At 69.4% G+C, this 21,829-nt stretch carries 16 protein-coding genes; 6 read left to right on the top strand and 10 right to left on the bottom strand.

Annotation, left to right across the window (positions count from 1 at the left end; genetic code table 11):
* Positions 1 to 35 precede the first annotated feature (35 nt).
* Together LR948_RS17425 and prfB are read left to right on the top strand one after the other, a co-directional pair.
* The gene (locus LR948_RS17425; RefSeq protein ID WP_232755367.1) at positions 36 to 2,543 is read left to right on the top strand and encodes a penicillin-binding protein 1A; all 2,508 of its coding nucleotides are present in this window, start codon (positions 36 to 38) and stop codon (positions 2,541 to 2,543) included.
* Positions 2,544 to 2,863: 320 nt separating this feature from the next.
* Complete coding sequence (gene prfB / locus LR948_RS17420; protein ID WP_232755366.1) at positions 2,864 to 3,985, top strand: peptide chain release factor 2; 1,122 nt, start codon at positions 2,864 to 2,866, stop codon at positions 3,983 to 3,985.
* A 3-nt stretch (positions 3,986 to 3,988) separates the two neighbouring features.
* Here the strand turns inward: prfB and LR948_RS17415 are convergent, their stop codons facing one another.
* Positions 3,989 to 4,762, bottom strand: coding sequence for a helix-turn-helix domain-containing protein (locus LR948_RS17415; RefSeq protein WP_232755365.1), 774 nt, complete (start codon positions 4,760 to 4,762; stop codon positions 3,989 to 3,991).
* A gap of 257 nt (positions 4,763 to 5,019) precedes the next feature.
* Between LR948_RS17415 and LR948_RS17410 the strand changes: the two genes are divergently transcribed.
* A complete protein-coding gene (locus tag LR948_RS17410; RefSeq protein WP_232755364.1) occupies positions 5,020 to 5,340 on the top strand; it encodes a hypothetical protein in 321 nt (106 codons plus the stop codon).
* 45 nt (positions 5,341 to 5,385) lie between these two features.
* Here the strand turns inward: LR948_RS17410 and ilvN are convergent, their stop codons facing one another.
* The 7 genes from ilvN to speB form a co-directional block, all read right to left on the bottom strand.
* Positions 5,386 to 5,946: an acetolactate synthase small subunit gene (gene ilvN / locus LR948_RS17405; protein ID WP_232755363.1), complete on the bottom strand. Its 561-nt coding sequence runs from the start codon at positions 5,944 to 5,946 to the stop codon at positions 5,386 to 5,388.
* Positions 5,947 to 6,027: 81 nt separating this feature from the next.
* Positions 6,028 to 7,782 carry an acetolactate synthase 3 large subunit gene (locus LR948_RS17400; RefSeq protein ID WP_232755362.1) on the bottom strand — a complete coding sequence of 585 codons (1,755 nt, stop codon included), beginning with the start codon at positions 7,780 to 7,782 and terminating at the stop codon, positions 6,028 to 6,030.
* A 564-nt stretch (positions 7,783 to 8,346) separates the two neighbouring features.
* Positions 8,347 to 8,832 carry a hypothetical protein gene (locus LR948_RS17395; protein ID WP_232755361.1) on the bottom strand — a complete coding sequence of 162 codons (486 nt, stop codon included), beginning with the start codon at positions 8,830 to 8,832 and terminating at the stop codon, positions 8,347 to 8,349.
* Positions 8,833 to 8,848: 16 nt separating this feature from the next.
* Positions 8,849 to 9,118: a hypothetical protein gene (locus tag LR948_RS17390; RefSeq protein ID WP_232755360.1), complete on the bottom strand. Its 270-nt coding sequence runs from the start codon at positions 9,116 to 9,118 to the stop codon at positions 8,849 to 8,851.
* Positions 9,119 to 9,377: 259 nt separating this feature from the next.
* Positions 9,378 to 11,417, bottom strand: coding sequence for an ASKHA domain-containing protein (locus LR948_RS17385; RefSeq protein ID WP_232755359.1), 2,040 nt, complete (start codon positions 11,415 to 11,417; stop codon positions 9,378 to 9,380).
* 82 nt (positions 11,418 to 11,499) lie between these two features.
* Positions 11,500 to 12,609 (bottom strand): CaiB/BaiF CoA-transferase family protein, encoded by a 1,110-nt coding sequence (locus LR948_RS17380; RefSeq protein ID WP_232755358.1) that lies wholly within the window; start codon positions 12,607 to 12,609, stop codon positions 11,500 to 11,502.
* Between the two features lie 387 nt (positions 12,610 to 12,996).
* Positions 12,997 to 13,956, bottom strand: a complete 960-nt coding sequence (gene speB / locus LR948_RS17375; RefSeq protein ID WP_232755357.1) for an agmatinase — start codon at positions 13,954 to 13,956, stop codon at positions 12,997 to 12,999.
* Between the two features lie 982 nt (positions 13,957 to 14,938).
* On the opposite strand from speB, the gene guaB reads away from it, so the two are divergent.
* The 3 genes from guaB to LR948_RS17360 all read left to right on the top strand — a co-directional run bounded on the left by guaB (position 14,939) and on the right by LR948_RS17360 (position 20,042).
* Complete coding sequence (gene guaB / locus LR948_RS17370; RefSeq protein ID WP_232755356.1) at positions 14,939 to 16,387, top strand: IMP dehydrogenase; 1,449 nt, start codon at positions 14,939 to 14,941, stop codon at positions 16,385 to 16,387.
* A gap of 8 nt (positions 16,388 to 16,395) precedes the next feature.
* Complete coding sequence (locus LR948_RS17365) at positions 16,396 to 17,556, top strand: RsmB/NOP family class I SAM-dependent RNA methyltransferase (RefSeq protein ID WP_232755355.1); 1,161 nt, start codon at positions 16,396 to 16,398, stop codon at positions 17,554 to 17,556.
* A gap of 74 nt (positions 17,557 to 17,630) precedes the next feature.
* On the top strand, positions 17,631 to 20,042 hold the full coding sequence (locus LR948_RS17360; RefSeq protein ID WP_232755354.1) for a PAS domain-containing hybrid sensor histidine kinase/response regulator: 2,412 nt from the start codon (positions 17,631 to 17,633) through the stop codon (positions 20,040 to 20,042).
* A 143-nt stretch (positions 20,043 to 20,185) separates the two neighbouring features.
* On the opposite strand, the gene glp is transcribed toward LR948_RS17360, so the two are convergent.
* On the bottom strand, positions 20,186 to 21,352 hold the full coding sequence (gene glp, locus LR948_RS17355; protein WP_232755353.1) for a gephyrin-like molybdotransferase Glp: 1,167 nt from the start codon (positions 21,350 to 21,352) through the stop codon (positions 20,186 to 20,188).
* Positions 21,349 to 21,828: a cyclic pyranopterin monophosphate synthase MoaC gene (gene moaC, locus LR948_RS17350; protein ID WP_232755352.1), complete on the bottom strand. Its 480-nt coding sequence runs from the start codon at positions 21,826 to 21,828 to the stop codon at positions 21,349 to 21,351. The genes glp and moaC overlap by 4 nt, the downstream gene beginning before the upstream one ends.
* Between the last annotated feature and the right edge of the window lies 1 nt (position 21,829).

Genomic DNA, 21,829 nt, shown 5'->3' with positions numbered 1-21,829 from the left:
GTAATGCGATCGACGTTCCTCGTGGGAAAGCTGTCATGATCCGGTTCATCCTGTCCTTCTTCGGCGCGATCTTCTCGCTGGTCACGCTTGGCGTCCTTGCCGTGGCGATCTCCATCGGCGCGGTCTTCTGGATCTACGGCCGTGACCTGCCGAGCCATGAAAGCCTGGCGCAATACACCCCGCCGACGATCAGCCGGATCTATTCGACCGAAGGCAAGATCATCGACGAGTTCGCCCAGGAGCGGCGGCTCTTCACCCCCGCCGAGGAGATCCCGGACCTGGTGAAACAGGCCTTCATCTCGGCCGAGGACAAGAACTTCTACACCCACGAAGGCTACGACCCGCGCGGCATCGCCGCGGCGGTCTTCGACGCGGTGCGCTCGCGCGGGCAGGACGTGCGCGGCGCCTCGACGATCACCCAGCAGGTGATGAAGAACTTCCTTCTGGGCGGCGACCGCCGGGCCGAGCGCAAGATCAAGGAGATCATCCTCGCGACCCGTCTCGAGGAGACCCTGAGCAAGGACGAGATCCTCGAGCTTTATCTGAACGAGATCTTCCTCGGCCAGAACAGCTACGGCGTGACCGCCTCGGCGCAGACCTATTTCAACAAGACCCTGTCGCAGCTTGCCCCGCATGAGGCGGCCTTCCTGGCCTCGATGCCCAAGGCGCCTTCCGACTTCCACCCGGTGCGCAACGCCGACCGGCTCATGTCGCGGCGCAACTACGTGCTGCGCGAGATGCACGAGAACGGCTATATCGACGCCGCCACCTACGAGCGCGAGCGCGAGACGCCGCTGCGCTCGGTGCAGGCGGGCGATTTCGAGCCCTTCCAGAAGCAGCTGCCGCCGCGCGACTATTTCACCGACGAGATCCGCCGTCAGCTCAGCCGCGACTTCGGTGAGGGCGAGTTCTTCTCGGGCGGCTTCTCGGTCCGCGCGACGCTCGATCCCGAGATGCAGGGCGAGGCCGCCGGTGCGCTGCGCGGCGCGCTCGAGCGCTTCGATCGCAGCCGCGGCACCTGGCGCGGCACCGGCGAGACCATCCCCGAGGAGGCGCTATCGAACTGGGAGTCGGCGCTCTCCGGCGTGACCGTGGCCCGCGACATCACGCTCGAGAACCCCTGGCTGCCCGCGGTGGTGCTGGATGTGGCCGAGAACAGCCTGACCCTCGGCATCGAGGGCGAAGGCGAAGGCGAAGTCCCGCGCGAGGACATCCAGTGGCTGCGCGGCGATTTCTTCGAGAACTTCGAACGCGGCGACGTGGTGCATGTGCGTGCCATGACCTCGGACGAGGACGGCAGCTTCCTGCGCTGGTCGCTGCGCCAGGTCCCCCGCGTCGAGGGCGCCTTCATGGCCATGGACGTCAACACCGGGCGGGTGATCGCCATGCAGGGCGGCTTCTCCTACCAGCATTCGGTCTTCAACCGCGCCACCCAGGCCAAGCGGCAGCCGGGCTCCTCCTTCAAGCCCTTCGTCTATGCGGCCGCGCTCGACTCGGGTTACAGCCCGGCGACCATCGTCGTCGACGCCCCGATCGAGGTGAACACGCCCCAGGGCGTCTGGCGGCCGAAGAACGCCTCGAACCAGTATTACGGGCCGACGCCGCTGCGCACCGGGATCGAACGCTCGCGGAACCTGATGACCGTGCGCCTTGCGCAAGAGATCGGCATGGACACGGTCGCCCGCTACGCCGAGCGCTTCGGCGTCTACGAGGACATGCAGCGGGTGCTGGCCAATGCGCTCGGCTCCGAGGAGACGACGCTCTTCCAGATGGTCGCGGCCTACGCGATGTTCGCCAACGGCGGCGAGCGGGTCGAGCCGACGCTGGTCGACCGGGTGCAGGACCGCTACGGCAACACCGTCTACAACCACGAGAAACAGCGCGGCAACGAGCGCGTCTGCGTGAACTGCTACGACGCCAACCTGCCCGAGGGCGAGGCGCCGACCATCGCCAACAACCGCGAACGCATCATGGACCCGGTGACCGCCTATCAGCTCACCTCGATGATGCGCGGCGTGGTGGATCGCGGCACCGCCTCGGGCGCGGTGAACCTGTCGGTGCCCACCGCGGGCAAGACCGGCACCACCAACGACGCCAAGGACGTCTGGTTCGTGGGCTTCACCTCGAACATCGTGGCGGGCTGCTACATCGGCTACGACCAGCCGCGCAGCCTCGGCAGCGGCGCCTCGGGCGGCGGCATCTGCGGCCCGGTGTTCCAGCAGTTCATGTCCGAGGCCGTGCAGAAATTCGGCGGCGGCGCCTTCGCGATCCCCGAGGAATGCATGTTCATCAACATCGACCGTTTTACCGGCGCGCGGCTGGGGGACGGCGCCTCGGGCGACAACGTGGTCTCGGAGTGCTTCCGCGAGGGCATGGAGCCGATGTTCGGCATCCAGTTCGACGGCGGCTGGGCCATGGGCTCGGGCTTCGACATCATCCAGCCCGGCGGCGGCAGCCGCGAGGTCACCACCTCGACCGGCAAGAAGGCCGTGGTGGGGCCGAAGGCGAGCTTCGGCACGCTGTCCTCGGGCGGGCTGTACTGAGACCGGACGGGGCGGCGGCGCTCTTAGCGTCGCTCGCGACGGTGCGCACCGGGCTAGGCGAGGCGCTTGCCTCTGCGCATTGAGCCCGGAGGGGTGAGCATGTCAGCGCGCCGCGTGGGGCATCTGACCCGCTCTAAAGGCGCAGAGAAAGACGCCGAGGGCAGGGCGCTCCCGCGCCCGTCCGGGCATCCCCGACGACCGCACCCGGCACCCCCGGCGCCCAAGCCCCTGCACCACCCGCTTGCCGCGACCACCCTTCTTGTGGGCCCATGCCCCTTGCGTTATCACGCGCTGACCCAGCGAATTGAGACGGAGCACCCATGCGCGCCGAGGCCGAACAGAATGTCGAGCGGATCGAGAAATCCCTGGCGCTTCTCGCCCAGCGGCTGGACTGGGAGACCGCCGAACACCGGCTCGAGGAGTTCAACGCCCGGGTCGAGGATCCCAACCTCTGGAACGATCCCGCCGCCGCCCAGAAGCTGATGCGCGACCGCCAGCTGCTGGTCGACGCCATGGACACCTACCGCAGCCTCTCGCAGGAGAAGGCCGACCAGGTCGAGCTGATCGAGATGGGCGAGGCCGAGGGCGACGAGGAGATCATCTCCGAGGCCGAAGCCGCGCTGCGCAGCCTGGCCGAGACCGCCGCCTCGAAGGAGCTCGAGGCGCTCCTGGACGGCGAGGCCGACGGCAACGACACCTTCCTCGAGATCAACGCCGGCGCCGGCGGCACAGAGGCCTGCGACTGGGCGCAGATGCTGCAGCGCATGTATGTCCGCTGGGCCGAGTCCAAGGGCTACGACGTCGAGCTGCAGTCCGAGGAGCCGGGCTCCGAGGCGGGCATCAAGTCGGTGGCCTACAAGATCTCCGGCAAGAACGCCTACGGCTGGCTCAAGACCGAGTCGGGCGTGCACCGGCTGGTGCGCATCTCGCCCTTCGGCAAGGGCACGCGCGAGACCTCCTTTGCCTCGGTCTGGGTCTACCCGGTGGTCGACGACAACATCGAGATCGAGGTGAACCCCGCCGACATCCGGGTCGACACCTATCGCTCCTCGGGGGCGGGCGGCCAGCACGTCAACACCACCGACTCGGCGGTGCGGATCACCCACCATCCGACCGGCATCGTCGTGACCTCGTCCGAGAAGTCGCAGCACCAGAACCGCGACATCGCCATGAAGGCGCTGAAATCGCGGCTCTACCAGATGGAGCTGGAAAAGCGCCACGCCGAGATCAACGCCCAGCACGAGCAGAAGGGCGAGGCCGGCTGGGGCAACCAGATCCGCTCCTACGTGCTGCAGCCCTACCAGATGGTGAAGGACCTGCGCACCAGCGTGGAGACCTCGGACACCTCGGGGGTGCTGGACGGCGACCTCGATCCCTTCATGGCGGCGACGCTGGCGCTGAAGGTCTCGGGCAAGAGCCGCGCCGACGCGCGCGAGGACTGAAGCTCAGGAAATCGGATCGTTGATCCGCAGCTGCTGCCGGTGGATCGGCGGCAGCTCGGCGAAGTCGCGCAGGCCCGCCTCGCGGGCGGCCGGCAGCACATCCGCGACGCCGCTACCCAGGTATTCGAAAACCAGCCGTTCGATCAGCCGCCCCGTGCCGCTCTCGGCCGCGGTGCGGGCGGTGAAGCCAACCCAGAAGTTGTTGGCCAGGCTCGGGGCGCGGGTCAGGAAGTTGAGGCTCGCCGTCTCGCCGCCCCGGCGGCTGACCAGCGCGGCGATGCCGTGGCTCTGGGGCAGGACCGCGCCGCGGTATTCGCGGGTGTAGCGATCGACCGGCAGGCCCTTTTCGCGGGCGATGCGGCGATGCTCGTAGCCGCGCACGAAGACCCGCCCGGCGGCGCGGTAGATCTTCACCACCGCCGTCAGGAACAGCTCCTCGGTGATGTAGCTGCGCCGCGAGAAGCGGTAGAAGCCGCTCGGCAGTTCGCCCTCGGAAGGCCCGCGCCGTTCGGCCGCGCCGACGAAACCCGCGACCTCGGCCAGGGCGGAGAGCTCGCGCCGCTCGGCCTCGATCTCGGAGACATCGCAGAGAAGGATCCGCGCGTCGGTGCCGAAATGGGTGCAGATGCGATGCAGGATGTCGGGCCGGGGGAAGCTCTCGCCACTCAGGTAACGGTTGTATTGGGTGCGGTTGATCCCGAGCTCGCGGCAGAGCGCGGAGATCGAATGCGCCCGGCTGCTCAGCTCTCGGAGGTTGCGCCCGAATCGCGCGCGCAACTCCGAAGGGTCGTCCTGGGGGCGCGTGAAAACGCGCGTGGGACGCCCCTCACGCATGGAAGGCCCGCTTCCGTGCCCGGATCGAGCCTCCGCCCTGGTGTCCCGAAAACCGCATGTAAATGACGCTAATGAGCGTCACTGTCTCTGTCAAATGACACGAAATTGGTGACAGAAATGTGAAAAATGGCGTTTTCATGTCAGAAGTCTTAATGAAAACTGGGACTTCGGGGCGCGTAATTTTCTTAGGGACCGGTTTTATGATTGGTGTGATTTTATGGGCTGATTACCAAACGGGCAGGGCGGTCGTCTGGTGCGACGACCAGGCGGAGCTTGCTTTCATCCTGCCGGAGCCGGGGGCGGTCTTGCCCGAGGGGGAGGCGCGGCTCGATGCCGGGGACCTGATCGGCTTCGAGCTGGAGGTGCGGCCGGACTATCGTCTGGTCCGCAACCCGAAGTTGTTGAGCCGCGGCACGCATGAGACGCTGGCCGCGCTTCTGGTGCGCCATGCGGCCGACGGGCGGGAGCCCGGGCCGGGGCTGCTCGGCCCCTTCACCGGAACCGAGCTCTGGGTCGCCTGAGGCGCATTGGGGCCCACGCGGGCCCCGGGAAAGATCAGGAAAGGATCAGGTGCCGCGCGCCAGCGCCGCCACGCCGGTGCGGGCGATCTCGTTCAGGCCGAGCGGCCGCATGAGATCGGCGAAGGCGTCGACCTTCTCCGGCGTGCCGGTGATCTGGAAGACGAAGCTCTCGAGCGTCGAGTCGACCACCTGGGCGCGGAAGATGTCGGCCAGCCGCAGCGCCTCGACGCGCTTGTCGCCGCTGCCCGAGACCTTCAGGAGCGCCAGTTCGCGCTCGACCGAGCGGCCCTCGACGGTGAGGTCATGCACCTCGTGCACTGGCACGATGCGCCCGAGCTGCGCCTTGATCTGCTCGATCACCTGCGGGGTGCCGGTGGTCACGATGGTGATGCGCGACTGGTGCCCCTCGTGGTCGATCTCGGCCACGGTCAGGCTGTCGATGTTGTAACCGCGCCCCGAGAACAGCCCGATCACCCGCGCCAGAACGCCCGGCTCGTTGTCGACGATGACCGCGAGGGTGTGGGTCTCGATCACCTCCGAGAAGGTGGGGCGCAGGTTGTAGGCCGAATGCTTGGTCGAGCCCTTCTTGATCTTCAGTGCGGACATGTGGGTTCCTGGTCTTCTGTCTGGATCTGGCCGGAGTTGCGCTTGGGGCGGCAGGGGGACGCGGGGCCCCCCTGCAATGGCTCACACCATGACCGCGCCCGAGGCGCCGATGGCGTCCTTGGTCGAGGCCTCGCCCAAGAGCATCTTGTTGTGCGGCTCGCCCGAGGGGATCATCGGGAAGCAGTTCTCGTGCTTCTCGACCACGCAGTCGAAGATCACCGGCCCGTCGTGGTTGATCATCTCGAGGATCGCCTCGTCGAGATCGGCGGGATCGTCGCACTGGATGCCCTTGGCCCCGAAGGCCTCGGCCAGCTTCACGAAGTCCGGCAGCGCCTCGGACCAGGAGTGCGAATAGCGCTCGCCGTGCAGGAGCTCCTGCCACTGGCGCACCATTCCCAGGCGCTCGTTATTGAGGATGAACTGCTTGACCGGCAGGCGGAACTGCACCGCGGTGCCCATCTCCTGCATGTTCATCAGCCAGGAGGCCTCGCCCGCGACATTGATCACCAGCGCCTCGGGATGGGCGGTCTGCACCCCGATCGAGGCCGGGAAGCCGTAGCCCATGGTCCCGAGCCCGCCTGAGGTCATCCAGCGGTTCGGATCCTCGAAGCCCAGGTATTGCGCGGCCCACATCTGGTGCTGGCCGACCTCGGTCGCGATGTAGCGGTCGCGGTCCTTGGTCAGCGCCTCGAGCCGCTGCAGCGCGTGCTGCGGCTTGATGGTCTTGGCCGAGGGCTTGAAGGACAGGCAGTCAACCTTCTTCCAGTCCTCGATCGAGGCCCACCAGCGTTGCAGCCCCTCGCGGTTGATCTTGCGGCCGCGCGACTTCCAGACCTTGAGCACGTCCTCGAGGACATGGGCCACGTCGCCGATGATCGGCATGTCGGTGCGGATCACCTTGTTGATCGAGGAGGGGTCGATGTCGATATGGGCCTTCTGCGAGTTCGGCGAGAAGGCGTCGATGCGGCCGGTGATCCGGTCGTCGAAACGGGCGCCGACGTTGATCAACAGGTCGCAGCCGTGCATCGCCAGGTTGGCCTCGTAGAGCCCGTGCATGCCCAGCATGCCCAGCCAGTGCCGCCCCGAGGCCGGGTAGGCGCCGAGGCCCATCAGCGTCGAGGTGATCGGAATGCCGGTGGCATCGACCAGTTCGCGCAGGAGCTGGCTCGCCGCCGGGCCCGAGTTGATCACCCCGCCGCCGGTGTAGAAGACCGGCCGCTCGGCGTTCTCGATCGCCTCGACGAGGCGGGTGATCATCTCCATGTCGCCCTTGACCTGCGGCTGGTAGCGCCGGGTCTTGGCCTGGGCCTTGGGCTGGTAGGCGGCGCTGGCGAACTGGACATCCTTGGGGATGTCCACGAGCACCGGCCCGGGCCGGCCGTTGGTCGCGACGTGGAAGGCCTCGTGGATCGTCGCCGAGAGCTTGTTGGTGTCGTCCACCAGCCAGTTGTGCTTGGTGCAGGGACGGGTGATGCCGACGGTATCGGCCTCCTGGAAGGCGTCCGAGCCGATCATGAAGGTCGGCACCTGGCCGGTCAGAACCACGATCGGGATCGAATCCATCAGCGCATCCGTCAGCCCGGTCACCGCGTTGGTGGCCCCGGGCCCCGAGGTCACCAGGCAGACGCCCGGCTTGCCGGTCGCGCGGGCGTAGCCCTCGGCGGCATGGACCGCGCCCTGCTCGTGGCGCACCAGGATGTGGCGGATGTCGTTCTGCTGGAAGATCTCGTCGTAGATCGGTAGCACGGCGCCGCCGGGATAGCCGAATACCGTGTCCACGCCCTGGTCCTTGAGGGCCTGAACAACCATCTTCGCTCCGGTCATCGCCTTGGTCATCGATCTACTCCGTTAAAGGCGTTTCGTCTTGCGCGCATAAAAAAGCCCCCGGGGGTCCGAGGGCGCATGGGGTACCGTTATGGTGTCCGTTACCGGCCCATGCGCCATGTCCTTACGATAAGTACGAGAATGCCGGTCATCCGGGCGCTCCTGACTGCGTGCCTGATCCGTTTACGGTCGCGCCGGGCCGTGGTCAACCGCGAAAGCGCAGAAAATGTTGCCGCGCGGGGGCGGATTTCTTTGCGATAGTTGCGTCTCTGCGGGGTGGGGCGACGGATTGGGAAAGCAGGGCTGACCTTTTGGGGGGTGTTTTGGGGCCGTGATGGCCCATCACCGCTAACCTAGCCTGTGGAGCGGGAACACGGAGCCAGTTCCAGGCTGCCATGCGGCTCGCGGGATCGGCACCGCATGGCGCGCAGGCCGCAGTGCGACTTTCGACGACGCGAAAGAATATGACCGGACAGCGCCGCGATACGTTCCTGATCGACAGAAAGGGCGCCCCGTTCTGACCCGATCATCACGCCACAGCCTGGCGACGCGGGCACTTCTCCCTCAGAAGGCAGCTCAGCCCTCGAGGCTCAGGCGCGCGTTGATGCGTTGCGCGGCGGGGGCGGCGGCGAACCAGGCGCGCGCGTCCTCAAGCGCCGCCTGCACCTTGCCGGGCTGCGCCTCGAGCGCGCTTTGCATCTCGGCGGCGCGGTAGAGCCCGCCGATCGAGGGCGGCGGCAACTCGCGCTTCTGCAGCGCCTGGCGCGTCACCCGCAGCCGCGCGGCCACATCGCCCTGGCTCACCAGATCGGGCTTCACCTCGCGCAGCCGCGTGCCTTCCGGCAGGGCAGACAGCGCGGCCTGCAGCGCGTCGGAGATCACCGCCTCGGCCTCGTCGCCCGCGCGGGTGAAGGCGAGGCCCAGCATCCCCGGCGAACCGAAGCCGATCAGCGCGTCGTCGCAGCCGGCCTCGAAAAGCGCATCGGTCAGGGCGTCCTGGTCCAGGTCCTTGCGGGGCAGGGCGAAGATCAGGTCGAACTCGAACTCGGTGGCGTCACTCATGGGCTTACTCACGGGCTCACTTCTGCGATTTGTCCCGGGCGATGACGCAGCCCTGCGCCATGCGCAGAAGCTGGCGGGCATGGGACGTCGGGTTGCGCGGGGTGCTCCAGACCTGGTTCTGGCAGAACACCCCGTTGCGGCACAGGTCCTTGGCGTTTTCGGGACAGCGCACCATGCCCCAGGCATGGGCGCTGCGGCCCGTGGATTTCCGGACCGACCACCCGAGGCCCTCCAGCGCGCGAAGCGCCTTTTCGATGGTCCGGTCCGGGTGTTTCGGTCGCCGCAATATGTAGCCTCCGGCTAAATGGTTGTCAACTGACAACCGTAGGGCCGAAGCCAGAGGGCTTCGGACGCGGGGACACCCACGCCTTTCGTCTAAACGGCAGATACCTAAAGGTTTCGTTAACTCTGTGGGATTGAGGCGCGGCAGGGCCGAGCGAAACTCCACGGCGCCGAACTAGCCGACTGCTAAGCCATCACAGGGCCGGACCAAATGACGGCAAAGCCCGCACGTCCGCCGTGCCACGGCGCCTGGCGACAGAGACCTACCCCCGCCGCCGTCTCCGGCGGCCGCCTTCGCGGTCAGCGCCGGCGCCGAAGCTGACCTGGGGCAGGGTGACCAGCCGCGACAGCTCCGGGAAGGCGTCGGTCTTGTGCGGGATCGCGTTGGCGGCGACGAAATGCTCCTGGAAGCGCGGCTCGATCGCAGTCTCGACCTTGGTGATCTCGCGCACCATGCGCTCGATTTCGGCGCGGCGGGCGATGTTGCAGAGCGCGATGCGCGCGCCGGTGCCCGCGGCGTTGCCAGCACTCGTCACCTTGTCGAGCGGCACGTCGGGGATCATCCCCAGCACCATGGCGTGGCGCGGCGAGATATGCGCGCCGAAGGCCCCGGCCAGGACCACGCGGTCGACCTTCTCGACCCCGCGTTCGTCCATCAGGAGCCGCGCGCCCGCGTAAAGCGCCGATTTCGCCAGCTGGATCGCGCGGATGTCGCCCTGGGTCACGGTGATGCGCGGGCCGCCCTCGGCGCTGGCGTCCCAGATCAGGTATTCATGCGTCCGCCCCTCGGGCACGCAGCGCGCGGAACCCGTCTGCTCGGCCGAGCCGATCAGCCCCGAGGGGTCCATCAGCCCCGCGATGCGCAGCTCCGCCACCGCCTCGATGATGCCCGAGCCGCAGATGCCGGTGATGCCCGAGGCGCCGACCTCATCGAGGAAGCCCGGCTCGTCGGACCAGAGCTCGCAGCCGATCACCCGGAAGCGCGGCTCCTTGGTCTCGGGGTCGATGCGGATCGCCTCGATGGCGCCCGGCGCGGCACGCTGGCCCGAGGAGATCTGCGCCCCCTCGAAGGCCGGGCCGGTGGGCGAGGAACAGGCCAGCACCCGCGAGGTGTCGCCCAGGAGGATTTCGGCGTTGGTGCCGACATCGACCATGAGCACCAGGTCCTCGGATTTGCCGGGCTCCTCGGAAAGCGCCACCGCCGCCGCATCGGCGCCGACATGCCCCGCGATACAGGGCAGGACGTAGACCCGCGCGGCGTCGCGCAGCTGGCCGAGGTCGAGATCCCGCGCGGTCAGCCGCGCGCTTTCCGAGGTCGCCAGCGCGAAGGGCGCCTGGCCCAGTTCCACCGGGTCGAGGCCCAGGAGCAGGTGATGCATCACCGGGTTGCAGACGAAGGTCAGCTCCAGGATATGCGCCGGGTCGATGCCCGCCTCGCCGGCGATCTCGACCGCGAGCCGGTCGATGGCCTCGCGCACGGCGCGGGTCATCTCCTGGTCGCCGCCGGGGTTCATCATCGCGTAGGAGACCCGGCTCATCAGGTCTTCGCCAAAGCGGATCTGCGGGTTCATCAGCCCCGAGGAGGCGATCACCGCGCCGGTGTCGAGGTCGGTCAGATGCGCCGCGATTGTGGTCGAGCCCAGGTCGATGGCGAGCCCGTAGAGCCCCGCCTCGTGGAAGCCCGGGAACAGCGCGGTGAGCTTGTGCGCGCCGCCCGCGTGGTCGCGGTAAAGCGCGGCGGTGACCTTCCAGCCGCCCTTGCGCAGGGTCGGCTGCAGGCCCGCCATGACCGAGAGGTCCGCCTCGAGCCGCTCGATGCCCCATTCGCGGCGCAGCGCCGTCTCCAGCCGCTGCAAATCGCCCGAGGGCTCGTGCATGTCGGGCTCGGCGACCTCGACGTAATACAGCCGCGTGGCGGGATCCATGGGGATCGCCCGGGCGCTGGCGGCCTTGCGCACGATCTGCCGGTGCACCTGGCTTTCGGGCGGCACGTCGATCACCACGTCGCCGCGGATCTCGGCCTGGCAGCCGAGCCGCCGGCCGGGCTTCAGCCCGCGCTTTTCGTCGTAGCGCGCCTCGACCCGGTTCCAGTCCGACAGCGCCTCCTCGCGCGAGGTCAGCCCGTGTTTCGAGAACTCCCCGAAGGAGGGCGCGACCTGGCACTTCGAACAGATTCCGCGGCCGCCGCAGACCGAATCGAGATCGACGCCGAGCTTGCGCGCGGCGGTCAGGACGGGGGTGCCCACGGGGAAGCGGCCTCGCTTGCCCGAGGGGGTGAAGACGACGAGGGGATCTTGGCTCATGGACTCCTCTCGGGGGCGCATTCTTTGCGCGCACCATATGAGGTTTTGCGGGAAGTGAAAGCCGCCCGCGCGGGCTGCGGCCTCACGCCTCGTCGAGCCAGCGCAGCACCTCGCCGCGGTTGCCGTCGAGATCGGGCGCCGGGCCCCGGGCCGAGCGGTCCTCGGCGCCGGAGATCTTGATCGGGTTGCCGGGGGCGAGATGCGCCTTGCGGCCGTTGCGGTCGAGCACGTCGACCACCATGGTCCGGGCCAGGAGCTGGGGGTCCTTCATCGCCTGGTCGAGGCTCTGGATCGGCGCGGCGGGGATGCCGGCGGCGGTGAGCTTCTGCAGCCAGTGGCTGCGGGTCTGCTCGAGCGTCACCGCCTCGATCAGCCGCTTCAGGAGCCGCGCGTTGGCGCAACGCGCCTCGGGGCGGGCAAAGCGGGGATCCTCGCTGAGCGGCAGCGCCAGCGCGATGCAGAGTTTCTCGAAGAGCTTGTCGCTGGCCGCGGCCAGGACGAAGGCGCCGTCGGCGGCCTCCAGCGTCTCGACCGGGGCGAAGGGCGGCGGGGCGCCTTCCTCGGGGGTCTTGCTGCCCGCCGCCGCGGCGGCGAAGGCGGGACCGAGAAGCGCGAACTCCGTGTCGAGGAGCGAGACATCGACCCGCCGCCCGCGCCCGGTGGTGCTGCGGTCGTAGAGCGCGGCCAGCACGCCTTGCGCGAGGTAGAGCCCCGCGACCTCGGCCTGGCCGGTGCGGCCCTGGCCCATCTGGCCCGCGCGCGCCGCGGCGATGCCGCTGTAGCCCGGCCGGGTGGCCTCGGGCCCGGTCTGGCCGAAGCCCGAAAGGGCGCCGTAGATCAGCCCGGGGTAGGCCGCGTGCAGCGCCTCCCAGCCGTAGCCCAGCCGCTCGAGCGCGCCGGGGCGGAAGTTCTCCAGAAGCACGTCGGCGCGGGCCAGAAGCCGCTCGAAGGTGGTGCGGTCGGTCTCGGAGCGCAGGTCCAGCGCGATCGAGGCCTTGCCGTGGTTCTGGGCGGCGAACAGCGCGCTCTTGCCGCTCTTGAAGGGCGGCACGGCGCGGCCGGCGTCGCCTGTCCCGGGGCGTTCGACCTTGATGACCTTGGCGCCCAGCTCGCCCAGGCTCAGCGCCGCGAAGGGGCCTCCGCGCGCCTGGGTGAGATCGAGGATGACAAGGCCGTTGAGCGGCTGCGGCATGAGGGTGAGGGTCCGGTGGGGGCTGGAGTCTCCCCTCCGTTTGAACGCCCCTCGGCGCCGGAGTTCAAGCCCTTGTGCGCGGTGTCCGGCGGCGGGTTGCCGCCGAGCCGCGGGCGGGGCGGGGGCAGGGTGGGGGGTTCGGTTGTGTCGTGGGGGCGCGATTGAGGGGCGCGGTGTGGGTCAAGCGTTGTGCTGGTTCGAGGAAGGGCTGGGCGGAGAAGGCGTGTGGGTGAACAAGGGGCGGCGACGCTGGGGTGCGTGGGAACGGCTATGAAGCGAACATCTGCGGCCCGCCTTTTTCAAAACAAAGGAGATCGGCTCGCTCCTCCGAGCCATCGCTGCGAACGATCCGAGCCGCTGCCCAAACTTTGAGCGTGTGCGTCCCGCTCAGCCGCCCGCCGCGCGGGCGTGGAAGATGAAGCCAAGCGTGTTCATCAAGACCTGCGCCGCGAGGATCGAGGTCACGCCGGCGGGGTCATAGGCCGGGGCGACCTCCACGAGGTCGAGGCCCACAACCTCGTTCTGCCGGGCGATCTCCTGCAGGATCTCCAGCACCTCGTAGTAGAGAAAGCCGCCATGCGAGGGCGTGCCCGTGCCCGGCGCGATCGAAGGACAGAAGGCGTCGATGTCGAGCGTCACATAGACCCGCGCGCCCTTCGGCACCCGCGCCGCCGTCGCCCGCGGCCCGAGCTTGCGCACCTGCCGCACCGAGAGGATGTCCGAGCCCATGCCGCGCGCGTCGTCGTAGCCCTCCTTGGCGGTGGAGGAGACATTGCGGATCCCGAGCTGCGTCAGCCCCGAGACATAGGGCCGCTCCGCCGCCCGCCGCATCGGGTTGCCGTGCCCGTGCCTTACGCCGTGGCGCTCGTCGACGAAGTCGAGATGGGCGTCGATCTGCAGGATGTGGATGTCGCCCTGGTCGTCGAAGGCGCGCAGGCAGGGGATGTTGACCGAGTGGTCGCCGCCGATCACCACCGGCAGGGCCGCGGCATTGAGCGCCGCGCGCACGCCGGTCTCGATGTTGTCGTGGCTCTGCTGGGTGTCGGTGTGGATGATGTCGGCATCGCCCATGTCGACGATCTGCACGTCGGGCCCGAGGTAGGTGGCGTCGTCCTCGTGGTCGTAGGCGCCGGAATGGCCGAAGGAGAAAAGCGTCGAGGCCTCGCGCACCGCCCGCGGCCCGAAGCGCGCGCCCGGCCGCCACTGGGTGCCCCCGTCGAAGGGCGCGCCGAGGATCGCCGCATCGGCGTCGAGCCGGTTCCAGTCGGGCTCGAAGGGTTTCTTGGCAAAGGTGCAGATGCCGGTGAAGGGCAGGTTCAGCCGGCCGGTGTCGTAGCCATGGGTCATGGGAGGGAGTTTTGAGCGCGGTGGGCGGGGCTGGCAAGGGGGGAGTGGGGGCGCGGACGTGCGGGCGCGGAGGAGGTGGCGGTTCGTCTGGTCTGTGGGGGGGGGGAACGGAGGGAGCTGGTGTTCCGAGTTTTGGTGCCGCGTTCAGATGCATCCTCTGAACCCCCGTCACAATCCACGCCCATCATTCCCTTCCCACGCGCCCCCTTGCGCCCGAACAGCACCGAAGGTGCCGGGCGCGCGCCGGACCGGCCCCTTGGGCCGGCGCTCCTTGGAATGGCGCGCTTAGATCGTCGTTAGTCCTGACCTTGCCGGGATAAAGCGCCTCGCTCGGAGGGCAGCAGCGCCGGCCCCCGGTCCGGCGCGCGCCCTCTGGAAGCGCTTGTTGAGAGCGGGAGGGCCGATTGGTCTCGGGCGGATCACGAAATCTGAAGGCAGCCTTGTCTTCTATGTTTTTTTGCGCGCAGCGAAGCGGCCTTCTTTGCACCTCATTCACAATTTACGCCCATCATTTCCATCCCTCGCGCCCCCTTGCGCCCGAATAGCACCGAAGGTGCCGGGCGCGCGCCGGACCGGCCCGATGGGCCGGCGCTCCTTAGGGTGACGTGCTCAGCTATCCCCTAGCCCTGACCTTGTTGGGATAAAGCGCCTCGCTCGGAGGTCAGTAGCGCCGGCCCCCGGTCCGGCGCGCGCCCTCGGTTGGGGTGTCGTTGCCAGGGGGGGCGGGGCGGACCCCGGAGACGGTGGGGGGGCGACTAGGCGCGACCCGGCCACACCTGGACCACAGAGCACACCCCAGCCCACAACCCACGCTGCCTCTGCAAAACCACCAGGCCACCACACCACGCCACCTCGCCACGCCCCCAACCCAAAACCACCCCCCAACCATCCCGCCAGATTTTCCCCGAATGCGCCTTTCCAATCCTTCGGTCGCGTGCGATAGGGAAGCGCCAAACGAGGCTCCAACCCGAGAGGTCTGCTCATGGAGATTCGCGAGGCGCTCACCTTCGACGATGTTCTGCTTCTGCCCGGCGCAAGCGAGGTCCTGCCCTCGACCGCCGACACCCGCACGCGCGTGACCAGGGCGGTGTCGCTGAACATCCCGCTCCTGTCCTCGGCCATGGACACCGTGACCGAGAGCCGCATGGCGATCACCATGGCCCAGGCGGGCGGCATCGGGGTGATCCACAAGAACCTCTCGGTCGAGGAACAGGCCCGCGAGGTGCGCCGGGTCAAGCGCTTCGAAAGCGGCATCGTCTACAACCCGATCACGCTGACACCGAACCAGACGCTGGGCGATGCCCGCGCCCTGACCGAGCGCTACGGCTTCACCGGCTTCCCCGTCGTCGACGAGGCCCACCGCCTGGTCGGCATCGTGACCAACCGCGACATGCGCTTCGCCGAGCGCGACGACACGCCGGTGCACGCGATGATGACCTCGGAGCGGCTGGCGGTGCTGACCGAACCCGCCGACCGGCAGGAGGCGATCAACCTTATGAAGGCGCGGCGGATCGAGAAGCTGCTCGTCACCGACGCCCAGGGCAAGCTCACCGGCCTTCTGACCCTGAAGGACACCGAGCAGTCCGTGGTCAACCCCACCGCCTGCAAGGACGGGCTCGGACGGCTGCGCGTCGCCGCGGCCACCTCGGTCGGCGACAGCGGCTTCGAGCGCACCGAGGCGCTGGTCGACGCCGAGGTCGACATCGTGGTGATCGACACCGCCCATGGCCACAGCCGCGGCGTGATCGAGGCGGTCAGCCGGGCCAAGCGGCTCTCCAACGAGGTCCAGGTCATCGCCGGCAATGTCGCCACCGCCGAGGCCACCCGGGCGCTGATCGACGCGGGCGCCGATGCGGTCAAGGTCGGCATCGGGCCGGGCTCGATCTGCACCACCCGCATGGTCGCCGGCGTCGGCGTGCCGCAGCTCACCGCGATCATGGAATGCGCCGAGGCGGCCGGCGACGTGCCGATCATCGCCGACGGCGGCATCAAGTTCTCGGGCGATTTCGCCAAGGCCATCGCCGCCGGCGCCTCCTGCGCCATGGTGGGCTCGATGCTGGCGGGCAGCGACGAAAGCCCGGGCGAAGTGATCCTCTACCAGGGCCGCTCCTTCAAGGCCTACCGCGGCATGGGCTCCATGGGCGCCATGGCGCGCGGCTCGGCCGACCGCTACTTCCAGAAGGACGCCGCCACCGACAAGCTCGTCCCCGAAGGCATCGAGGGCCAGGTCCCCTACAAGGGCGCCGCGGGCACCGTGCTGCACCAGCTCGTCGGCGGTCTGCGCGCCGCCATGGGCTACACCGGCAACGCCACCGTCGAGGACATGCGCCGCGGCTGCCGCTTTGTGCGGATCACCAACGCGGGCCTGCGTGAGAGCCACGTGCACGACGTGGCGATCACGCGCGAAAGCCCGAACTACCGGATCGGCTGAGCCCCAAGATGACGCCAGGCGCAAGGGTGCAGGCGGCGGTCGAGATCCTCGACCGCGTGGCCGGGGGCATGGCGGCGGAGCAGGCGCTGACCCGCTGGGCGCGGGGGGCGCGCTTCGCCGGCTCGAAGGACCGCGCGGCGGTGCGCGATCACGTCTTCGACGCGCTGCGGATGTGGCGCTCCTCGGCGGCGGCGGGCGGCGGGACCACCGGCCGGGCCCGGATGATCGGGCTTCTGCGGCAACAGGGCCTCGCGCCCGAGAAGCTCTTCACCGGAGAAGGCCATGCGCCCGCGCCGCTGAGCGACGCGGAAGCCCGGGCGCCCGAGGTGCCCGAGGCCGAGGCGCGCGATCTGCCCGACTGGCTCTTGGAGGCGCTCAGCACCGATCACGGGATTGATCAAGCCCGGGAGATCGCCCAGACCCTGCGTGCCCGTGCGCCGATCATCCTGCGGGTCAACCTTTTGAAAACAAACCGCGATGTCGCGGCGGAGGCACTGGCGGAAGAGGGCATCGCCACCACGCCCAACCCCCGCGCCGAGACCGCGCTGAGCGTCACCGAGAACCCCCGCCGCGTCGCCGGCTCGCGCGCCTTCCGCGAAGGCCTGGTCGAGCTGCAGGACGCCGCGAGCCAGGCCGCCATGGCGGATCTGCCGCTCTCCCCGGGCGACCGCGTCCTCGACTACTGCGCGGGCGGCGGCGGCAAGAGCCTGGCCCTGGCCGCCCGGCTCGGCGGCGGCCCGGTCTGGGCCCATGACGCCGATCCCCGCCGGATGCGCGACCTGCCGGATCGGGCGGCCCGCGCCGGCGCCGATCTGCGCGTGACCGACCGCCCCGAGGGGCCTTTCGACCTGGTTTTGACCGATGTGCCCTGTTCCGGCAGCGGCACTTGGCGGCGCGCGCCCGAGGCCAAGTGGCAGCTGACGCCCGAGGCGCTTGCCGGGCTCTGCGCGACCCAGGCCGCGATCCTGCGCGAGGTCGCACCCCTGGTGCGCCCGGGCGGGGTGCTGGCCTATGCGACCTGCTCGGTGCTCACGCGCGAGAACGCGGCCCAGGTCGCGGCCTTCCTGGCGGAGCACCCGGAGTTTTTCCTGTCGCGCGAGGCGCTTGCGCTGCCCGACGCCGAGGGCGACGGCTTCTACCACGCGGTCCTGCAGCGCGCCGGGGCCTGATCCCCGCCTTTCAGCCTTTGTTAAGGTCTTTGCCCTAAAGATTGACCGGAGCGAACGGTCCGGGAACTTGCGGCATGACGGGCGATACGGGGCAGGGCGCGCGGCGCGGGAGGGAGCTTTGGCTGCCGATCCTGGGCGTTCTTCTTATCCTGGCCGGGCTTGCGCTGGCCCGGCTGACGGCGCTTGATCCCGACCCGGGGCTGACGCTTGCGGCGCTTGGCGGCGCGCTGGCGCTGGGGCTTCTCCTGCGCTGGCTGCTCCTGCCCGGGGCGCGGCGAGGCCTCGTTGCGCTGATCCGCGACGACCCGGTGCCGGGCTGCGTGACCGATGGCACGGGGCGGCTGGTCTACGCCAATCCCGCCGCCTGCGCCGCCCTGGCGCTCGGGGCCGACACACCGCTGCGGACCGGGCTGGCGGGGGCCGATCCGCCGGTCGATCCCGACATGCTCCTGGCCTGCGCCCGGGCCGAAGGCCACGCCACCCGCGAAACCCGGCTGGCCGGCGCCGCGCATCTCCTGTCGCTCAGACCGCTCGGCAAATGGATGCTCTGGCGGATCGAGCGGTTGGGACCAGACGCGGAAACCGCGATCCCGCTGGTCACGCTGGGCCAGGATGGCAAGGTCCTGTCGATGAACGCCGCCGGGCGGCGGCTGATCGGCCAGCGCCCGCGCCGGGCCGATCAACTCGTGGCCGACGGCCCCATCGCCGAGGACCGGATCTACCGGCTGAAGACCGCCCAGGGCCCGCGCGAGGCGCATGTCGCCGCGCTCGAGGACCGGCCGGGCTGTCGCGAACTGGCGGTGATCCCCGCCGAACTGCCGAAGGTGGGCGCGGACCAGAGCCTCTCGGAACTGCCCGTGGCGGTCCTGAAGGTGGCAGGCGACGGCACGATCCTCTTTGCCACGGAAACCGCCCGCCAGCTCCTCGGGGCCGAGAAGCTAGAGGGCGCCCGCCTGCCGCGCTACATGGAAGGCTTGGGCCGTTCGATCGCCGACTGGCTCTCCGAGGCGGCCGAGGGCCGCGGTCTCAACCGCTCGGAATTCCTGCGCCTCGTCCGCGACGACCGCGAGGCCTTCGTGCAGGTCACATTGACCCCCACGACCGAGGCCGGGCGCCGCATTCTGATCGCCGTTCTGAACGACGCGACCGAGCTCAAGACCCTCGAAGCGCAATTCGTGCAAAGCCAGAAAATGCAGGCCATCGGCCAGCTCGCCGGCGGCGTTGCCCATGATTTCAACAACTTGCTGACCGCCATCACCGGCCATTGCGACCTCATGCTGCTGCGCCACGACGCCGCCGATCCGAATTACGCGGACCTCGTGCAGATCAGCCAGAACGCCAACCGCGCCGCCAGCTTGGTCGGCCAGCTCCTGGCCTTTTCGCGCAAGCAGACCCTGCGCCCCAGCATCTTCGACATGCGCGAGACGCTCTCGGACCTGACCCATCTCTTGAACCGGCTGGTCGGCGAACGCACGCGGCTGATCCTGACGCATGACCCGCGTCTGCCGCCGGTGCGCGGCGACCGCAGGCAGCTTGAGCAGGTCGTGATGAACCTCGTGGTCAACGCCCGCGACGCCATGCCCGAGGGCGGCGAGATCCGCATCGAGACCGAACATGTCACCCTCGAGGAACCGCTGCGCCGCGACCGCGCGCGCCTGCCCGCGGGCTCCTACGTGCGGATCCGGGTGATCGACGGCGGGCAGGGCATCCCGCAGGACCAGCTCGGCAAGGTCTTCGAGCCTTTCTTCACCACCAAGCGGCAGGGCGAAGGCACGGGCCTCGGCCTGTCGACCGCCTATGGCATCGTGAAACAGACCGGCGGCTTCATCTTCGTCGAAAGCGCGCCGGGCGCAGGCACCACCTTCTCGATCTATGTGCCGGCCCACGACGGGCCGCTGCCACAGCCCGATCCCGCTCCGCGCGAGGTCCCGCGCGGCCGGCTCCGCGGCCGCGCCCGGGGCAACATCCTGCTGGTCGAGGACGAGGCCCCGGTCCGCGCCTTCGCCAGCCGCGCGCTTACCTTGCGCGGCTACAAGGTAAGGGAGGCCCCCAGCGCCGAGGCCGCGCTGGAGCTGCTTTCGGGCAGCGGCATGGCGGTGGATCTCTTCATCTCCGACGTGATCATGCCCGGCCGCGACGGGCCCAGCTGGATCACCGAGGCGCGCGCCAAACACCCCGGCACGCCGGTGATTTTCATGTCGGGCTATGCCGAAGAGGCGCTCGACCGCTCCGGCCCCGAGCTGGCCGACGCCGCCTTCCTGCCGAAACCCTTTTCACTCAACGAGTTGACGGACCTGGTCGACGAGACGCTGGGCATTGATATCGACACCTACCTGCCGCGCCGGAAGCCGAAACCGCCGGCGGATCCGGCAGCAGAGGGTGGGGCGGCTGCGGAGCCATCAAGTGAGTTCGGGGCACATGGAAGCTCCGACGCGCCAGAGGGAGGCAGCGCCCAACCCAAAGCCCGGGAGGCCCCGGCCTCATGATTATTTCTGCGAAAAATGCAGGACAATTTTTCGGAAAAATCGCAACTGCGCTGCGCCGCGCGTTTGGAATGGCAAAACCGTTTCGCCGCTTTCCAAGGCGAGCTGCCCGCGCGCTTCTGCGCCGGCACGCCCCGCCGCGCCCCTTAGATCGCGATATACTCCACCGTCTCGCCCGCGCGGCGCGCGGGGTCTTCCGGCGGGCGGACCACCAGCGCATCGGCCTCTCCCAGAACCGACAGGAGGCTCGAATCCTGGCGCTCGAAGACGCGCAGCCCTTCGGCCCCGCGCGCCGCCCGCATGTAATGCGCGCGCGGCCCGTTGGCGGGCAGGTCCTGGGCCAGCCGTCCTTGCTGCCGCGGCGCGGGCGCGGCGCCGAGCCCCTGCATGGCGCGCAACACGGGCGCCACGAAGACATGCCCGCAGACCATGGCCGAGACCGGGTTGCCCGGCAGGCCGATCATCATCGCCGCGCCCAACCGCCCGGCCATGAGCGGTTTGCCCGGTCGCATGGCGACCTTGTAGAAGGCGCGCTCGAGCCCAAGGGTCTCGGCGACCTCGCCCACCAGGTCGTGATCGCCAACCGAGGCGCCGCCCACGGTGATCACCAGGTCCGCGTCGGCCACCAGCCCCAGGACCGCGCCCAGGGCCGCGCGACTGTCGCGCGCGATGGGCAGAAGCCGCACCTCGGCGCCCAGCCTCTCGAACAGCGCGGCCAGCCCATAGGTGTTGGAGGCGACGATCTGGTCCGGGCCTGGCGTCTCTCCGGGGCTGACCAGCTCGTCGCCGGTGGCGATCAGCGCGACGCGCGGGCGGCGCGCGACGCTCAGCTCGGCCGCATTCATCGCCGCCAGAAGCGCGATGTCATTCGGCCCGAGGCGCCGCGGCGCCGCGACCTGATCGCCCGCGCGGAAATCCACACCGGCGGCGCGGATATGCGTCCCGGCATCGAGGTTGTCGCCCAGGGTGATCTGATCGCCCTCGCGGGTCACATCCTCTTGGATCACCACCCGCATCGCGCCTTCGGGCAGCGGCGCGCCGGTGAAGATCCGCACCGCCTGACCCGGGCCCACGGGGCCTTCGAAGCGATGGCCGGCGGCGCTTTCGCCGAGAACCCGCAGCCGGGCGCCCGGCGCGGCCTCGGTGACCGCATAGCCATCCATGGCGGCGGCGGCAAAGGGCGGCTGGTCGCGGAGGGCGGTGACCGGCGCGCGCAGCACCCGCCCTGAGGCCTGCCGCAGCGGCACGCGCTCGGCCTCGAGCTCGGGCGTCAGGGCAAAGAGCGCCTCGAGCGCCGCCTCGACCGAGATCACGGCGCCTCGTAGCGGCCGGACTTGCCGCCGTCCTTGAGCGCCACCTCGATGCCGCCGATCTGCATGCCCTTATCCACGGCCTTGAGCATGTCGTAGACGGTCAGCGCCGTGGTCGAGACGGCGGTCAGCGCCTCCATCTCGACGCCGGTTTGGCCCGTGGTCTTGACCGTGGCCTCGATCCGCAGCCCGGGCAGCTCGGCATCGGGGGTCACCTCGACCGAGACCTTGGTGACGGGCAATGGATGGCAGAGCGGGATCAGCTCGGGCGTCTTCTTGGCGCCCATGATCCCCGCGAGCCGGGCCACGCCGATCACGTCGCCCTTCTTGGCGCGGCCCTCGCGGGTCATCTCCAGGGTCTCGGGCAACATCCGGACCCAGCCCCGCGCCACGGCGACCCGCGCGGTCACCGCCTTGTCGGAGACATCGACCATATGCGCGTCGCCCTTGGCGTCGAAATGGGTGAGCCCGCCCGCCATG

It is taken from the genome of Roseivivax sp. GX 12232 (assembly GCF_021272185.1).
GTDB lineage: Bacteria > Pseudomonadota > Alphaproteobacteria > Rhodobacterales > Rhodobacteraceae > Roseivivax.
The sequence above is the reverse complement of the archived record's forward strand: the minus strand, read 5'-3'. Positions and strand labels throughout refer to the sequence as shown.

Excerpts from the sequence above, each read along its gene's own strand:
- LR948_RS17425 (WP_232755367.1), top strand. The coding sequence starts at position 36 with ATGATCCGGTTCATCCTGTCCTTCTTCGGCGCGATCTTCTCGCTGGTC.
- prfB (WP_232755366.1), top strand. The coding sequence starts at position 2,864 with ATGCGCGCCGAGGCCGAACAGAATGTCGAGCGGATCGAGAAATCCCTG.
- LR948_RS17410 (WP_232755364.1), top strand. The coding sequence starts at position 5,020 with ATGATTGGTGTGATTTTATGGGCTGATTACCAAACGGGCAGGGCGGTC.
- ilvN (WP_232755363.1), bottom strand. The coding sequence starts at position 5,946 with ATGTCCGCACTGAAGATCAAGAAGGGCTCGACCAAGCATTCGGCCTAC.
- LR948_RS17400 (WP_232755362.1), bottom strand. The coding sequence starts at position 7,782 with ATGACCAAGGCGATGACCGGAGCGAAGATGGTTGTTCAGGCCCTCAAG.
- LR948_RS17395 (WP_232755361.1), bottom strand. The coding sequence starts at position 8,832 with ATGAGTGACGCCACCGAGTTCGAGTTCGACCTGATCTTCGCCCTGCCC.
- LR948_RS17385 (WP_232755359.1), bottom strand. The coding sequence starts at position 11,417 with ATGAGCCAAGATCCCCTCGTCGTCTTCACCCCCTCGGGCAAGCGAGGC.
- LR948_RS17380 (WP_232755358.1), bottom strand. The coding sequence starts at position 12,609 with ATGCCGCAGCCGCTCAACGGCCTTGTCATCCTCGATCTCACCCAGGCG.
- speB (WP_232755357.1), bottom strand. The coding sequence starts at position 13,956 with ATGACCCATGGCTACGACACCGGCCGGCTGAACCTGCCCTTCACCGGC.
- guaB (WP_232755356.1), top strand. The coding sequence starts at position 14,939 with ATGGAGATTCGCGAGGCGCTCACCTTCGACGATGTTCTGCTTCTGCCC.
- LR948_RS17365 (WP_232755355.1), top strand. The coding sequence starts at position 16,396 with ATGACGCCAGGCGCAAGGGTGCAGGCGGCGGTCGAGATCCTCGACCGC.
- LR948_RS17360 (WP_232755354.1), top strand. The coding sequence starts at position 17,631 with ATGACGGGCGATACGGGGCAGGGCGCGCGGCGCGGGAGGGAGCTTTGG.
- moaC (WP_232755352.1), bottom strand. The coding sequence starts at position 21,828 with ATGGCGGGCGGGCTCACCCATTTCGACGCCAAGGGCGACGCGCATATG.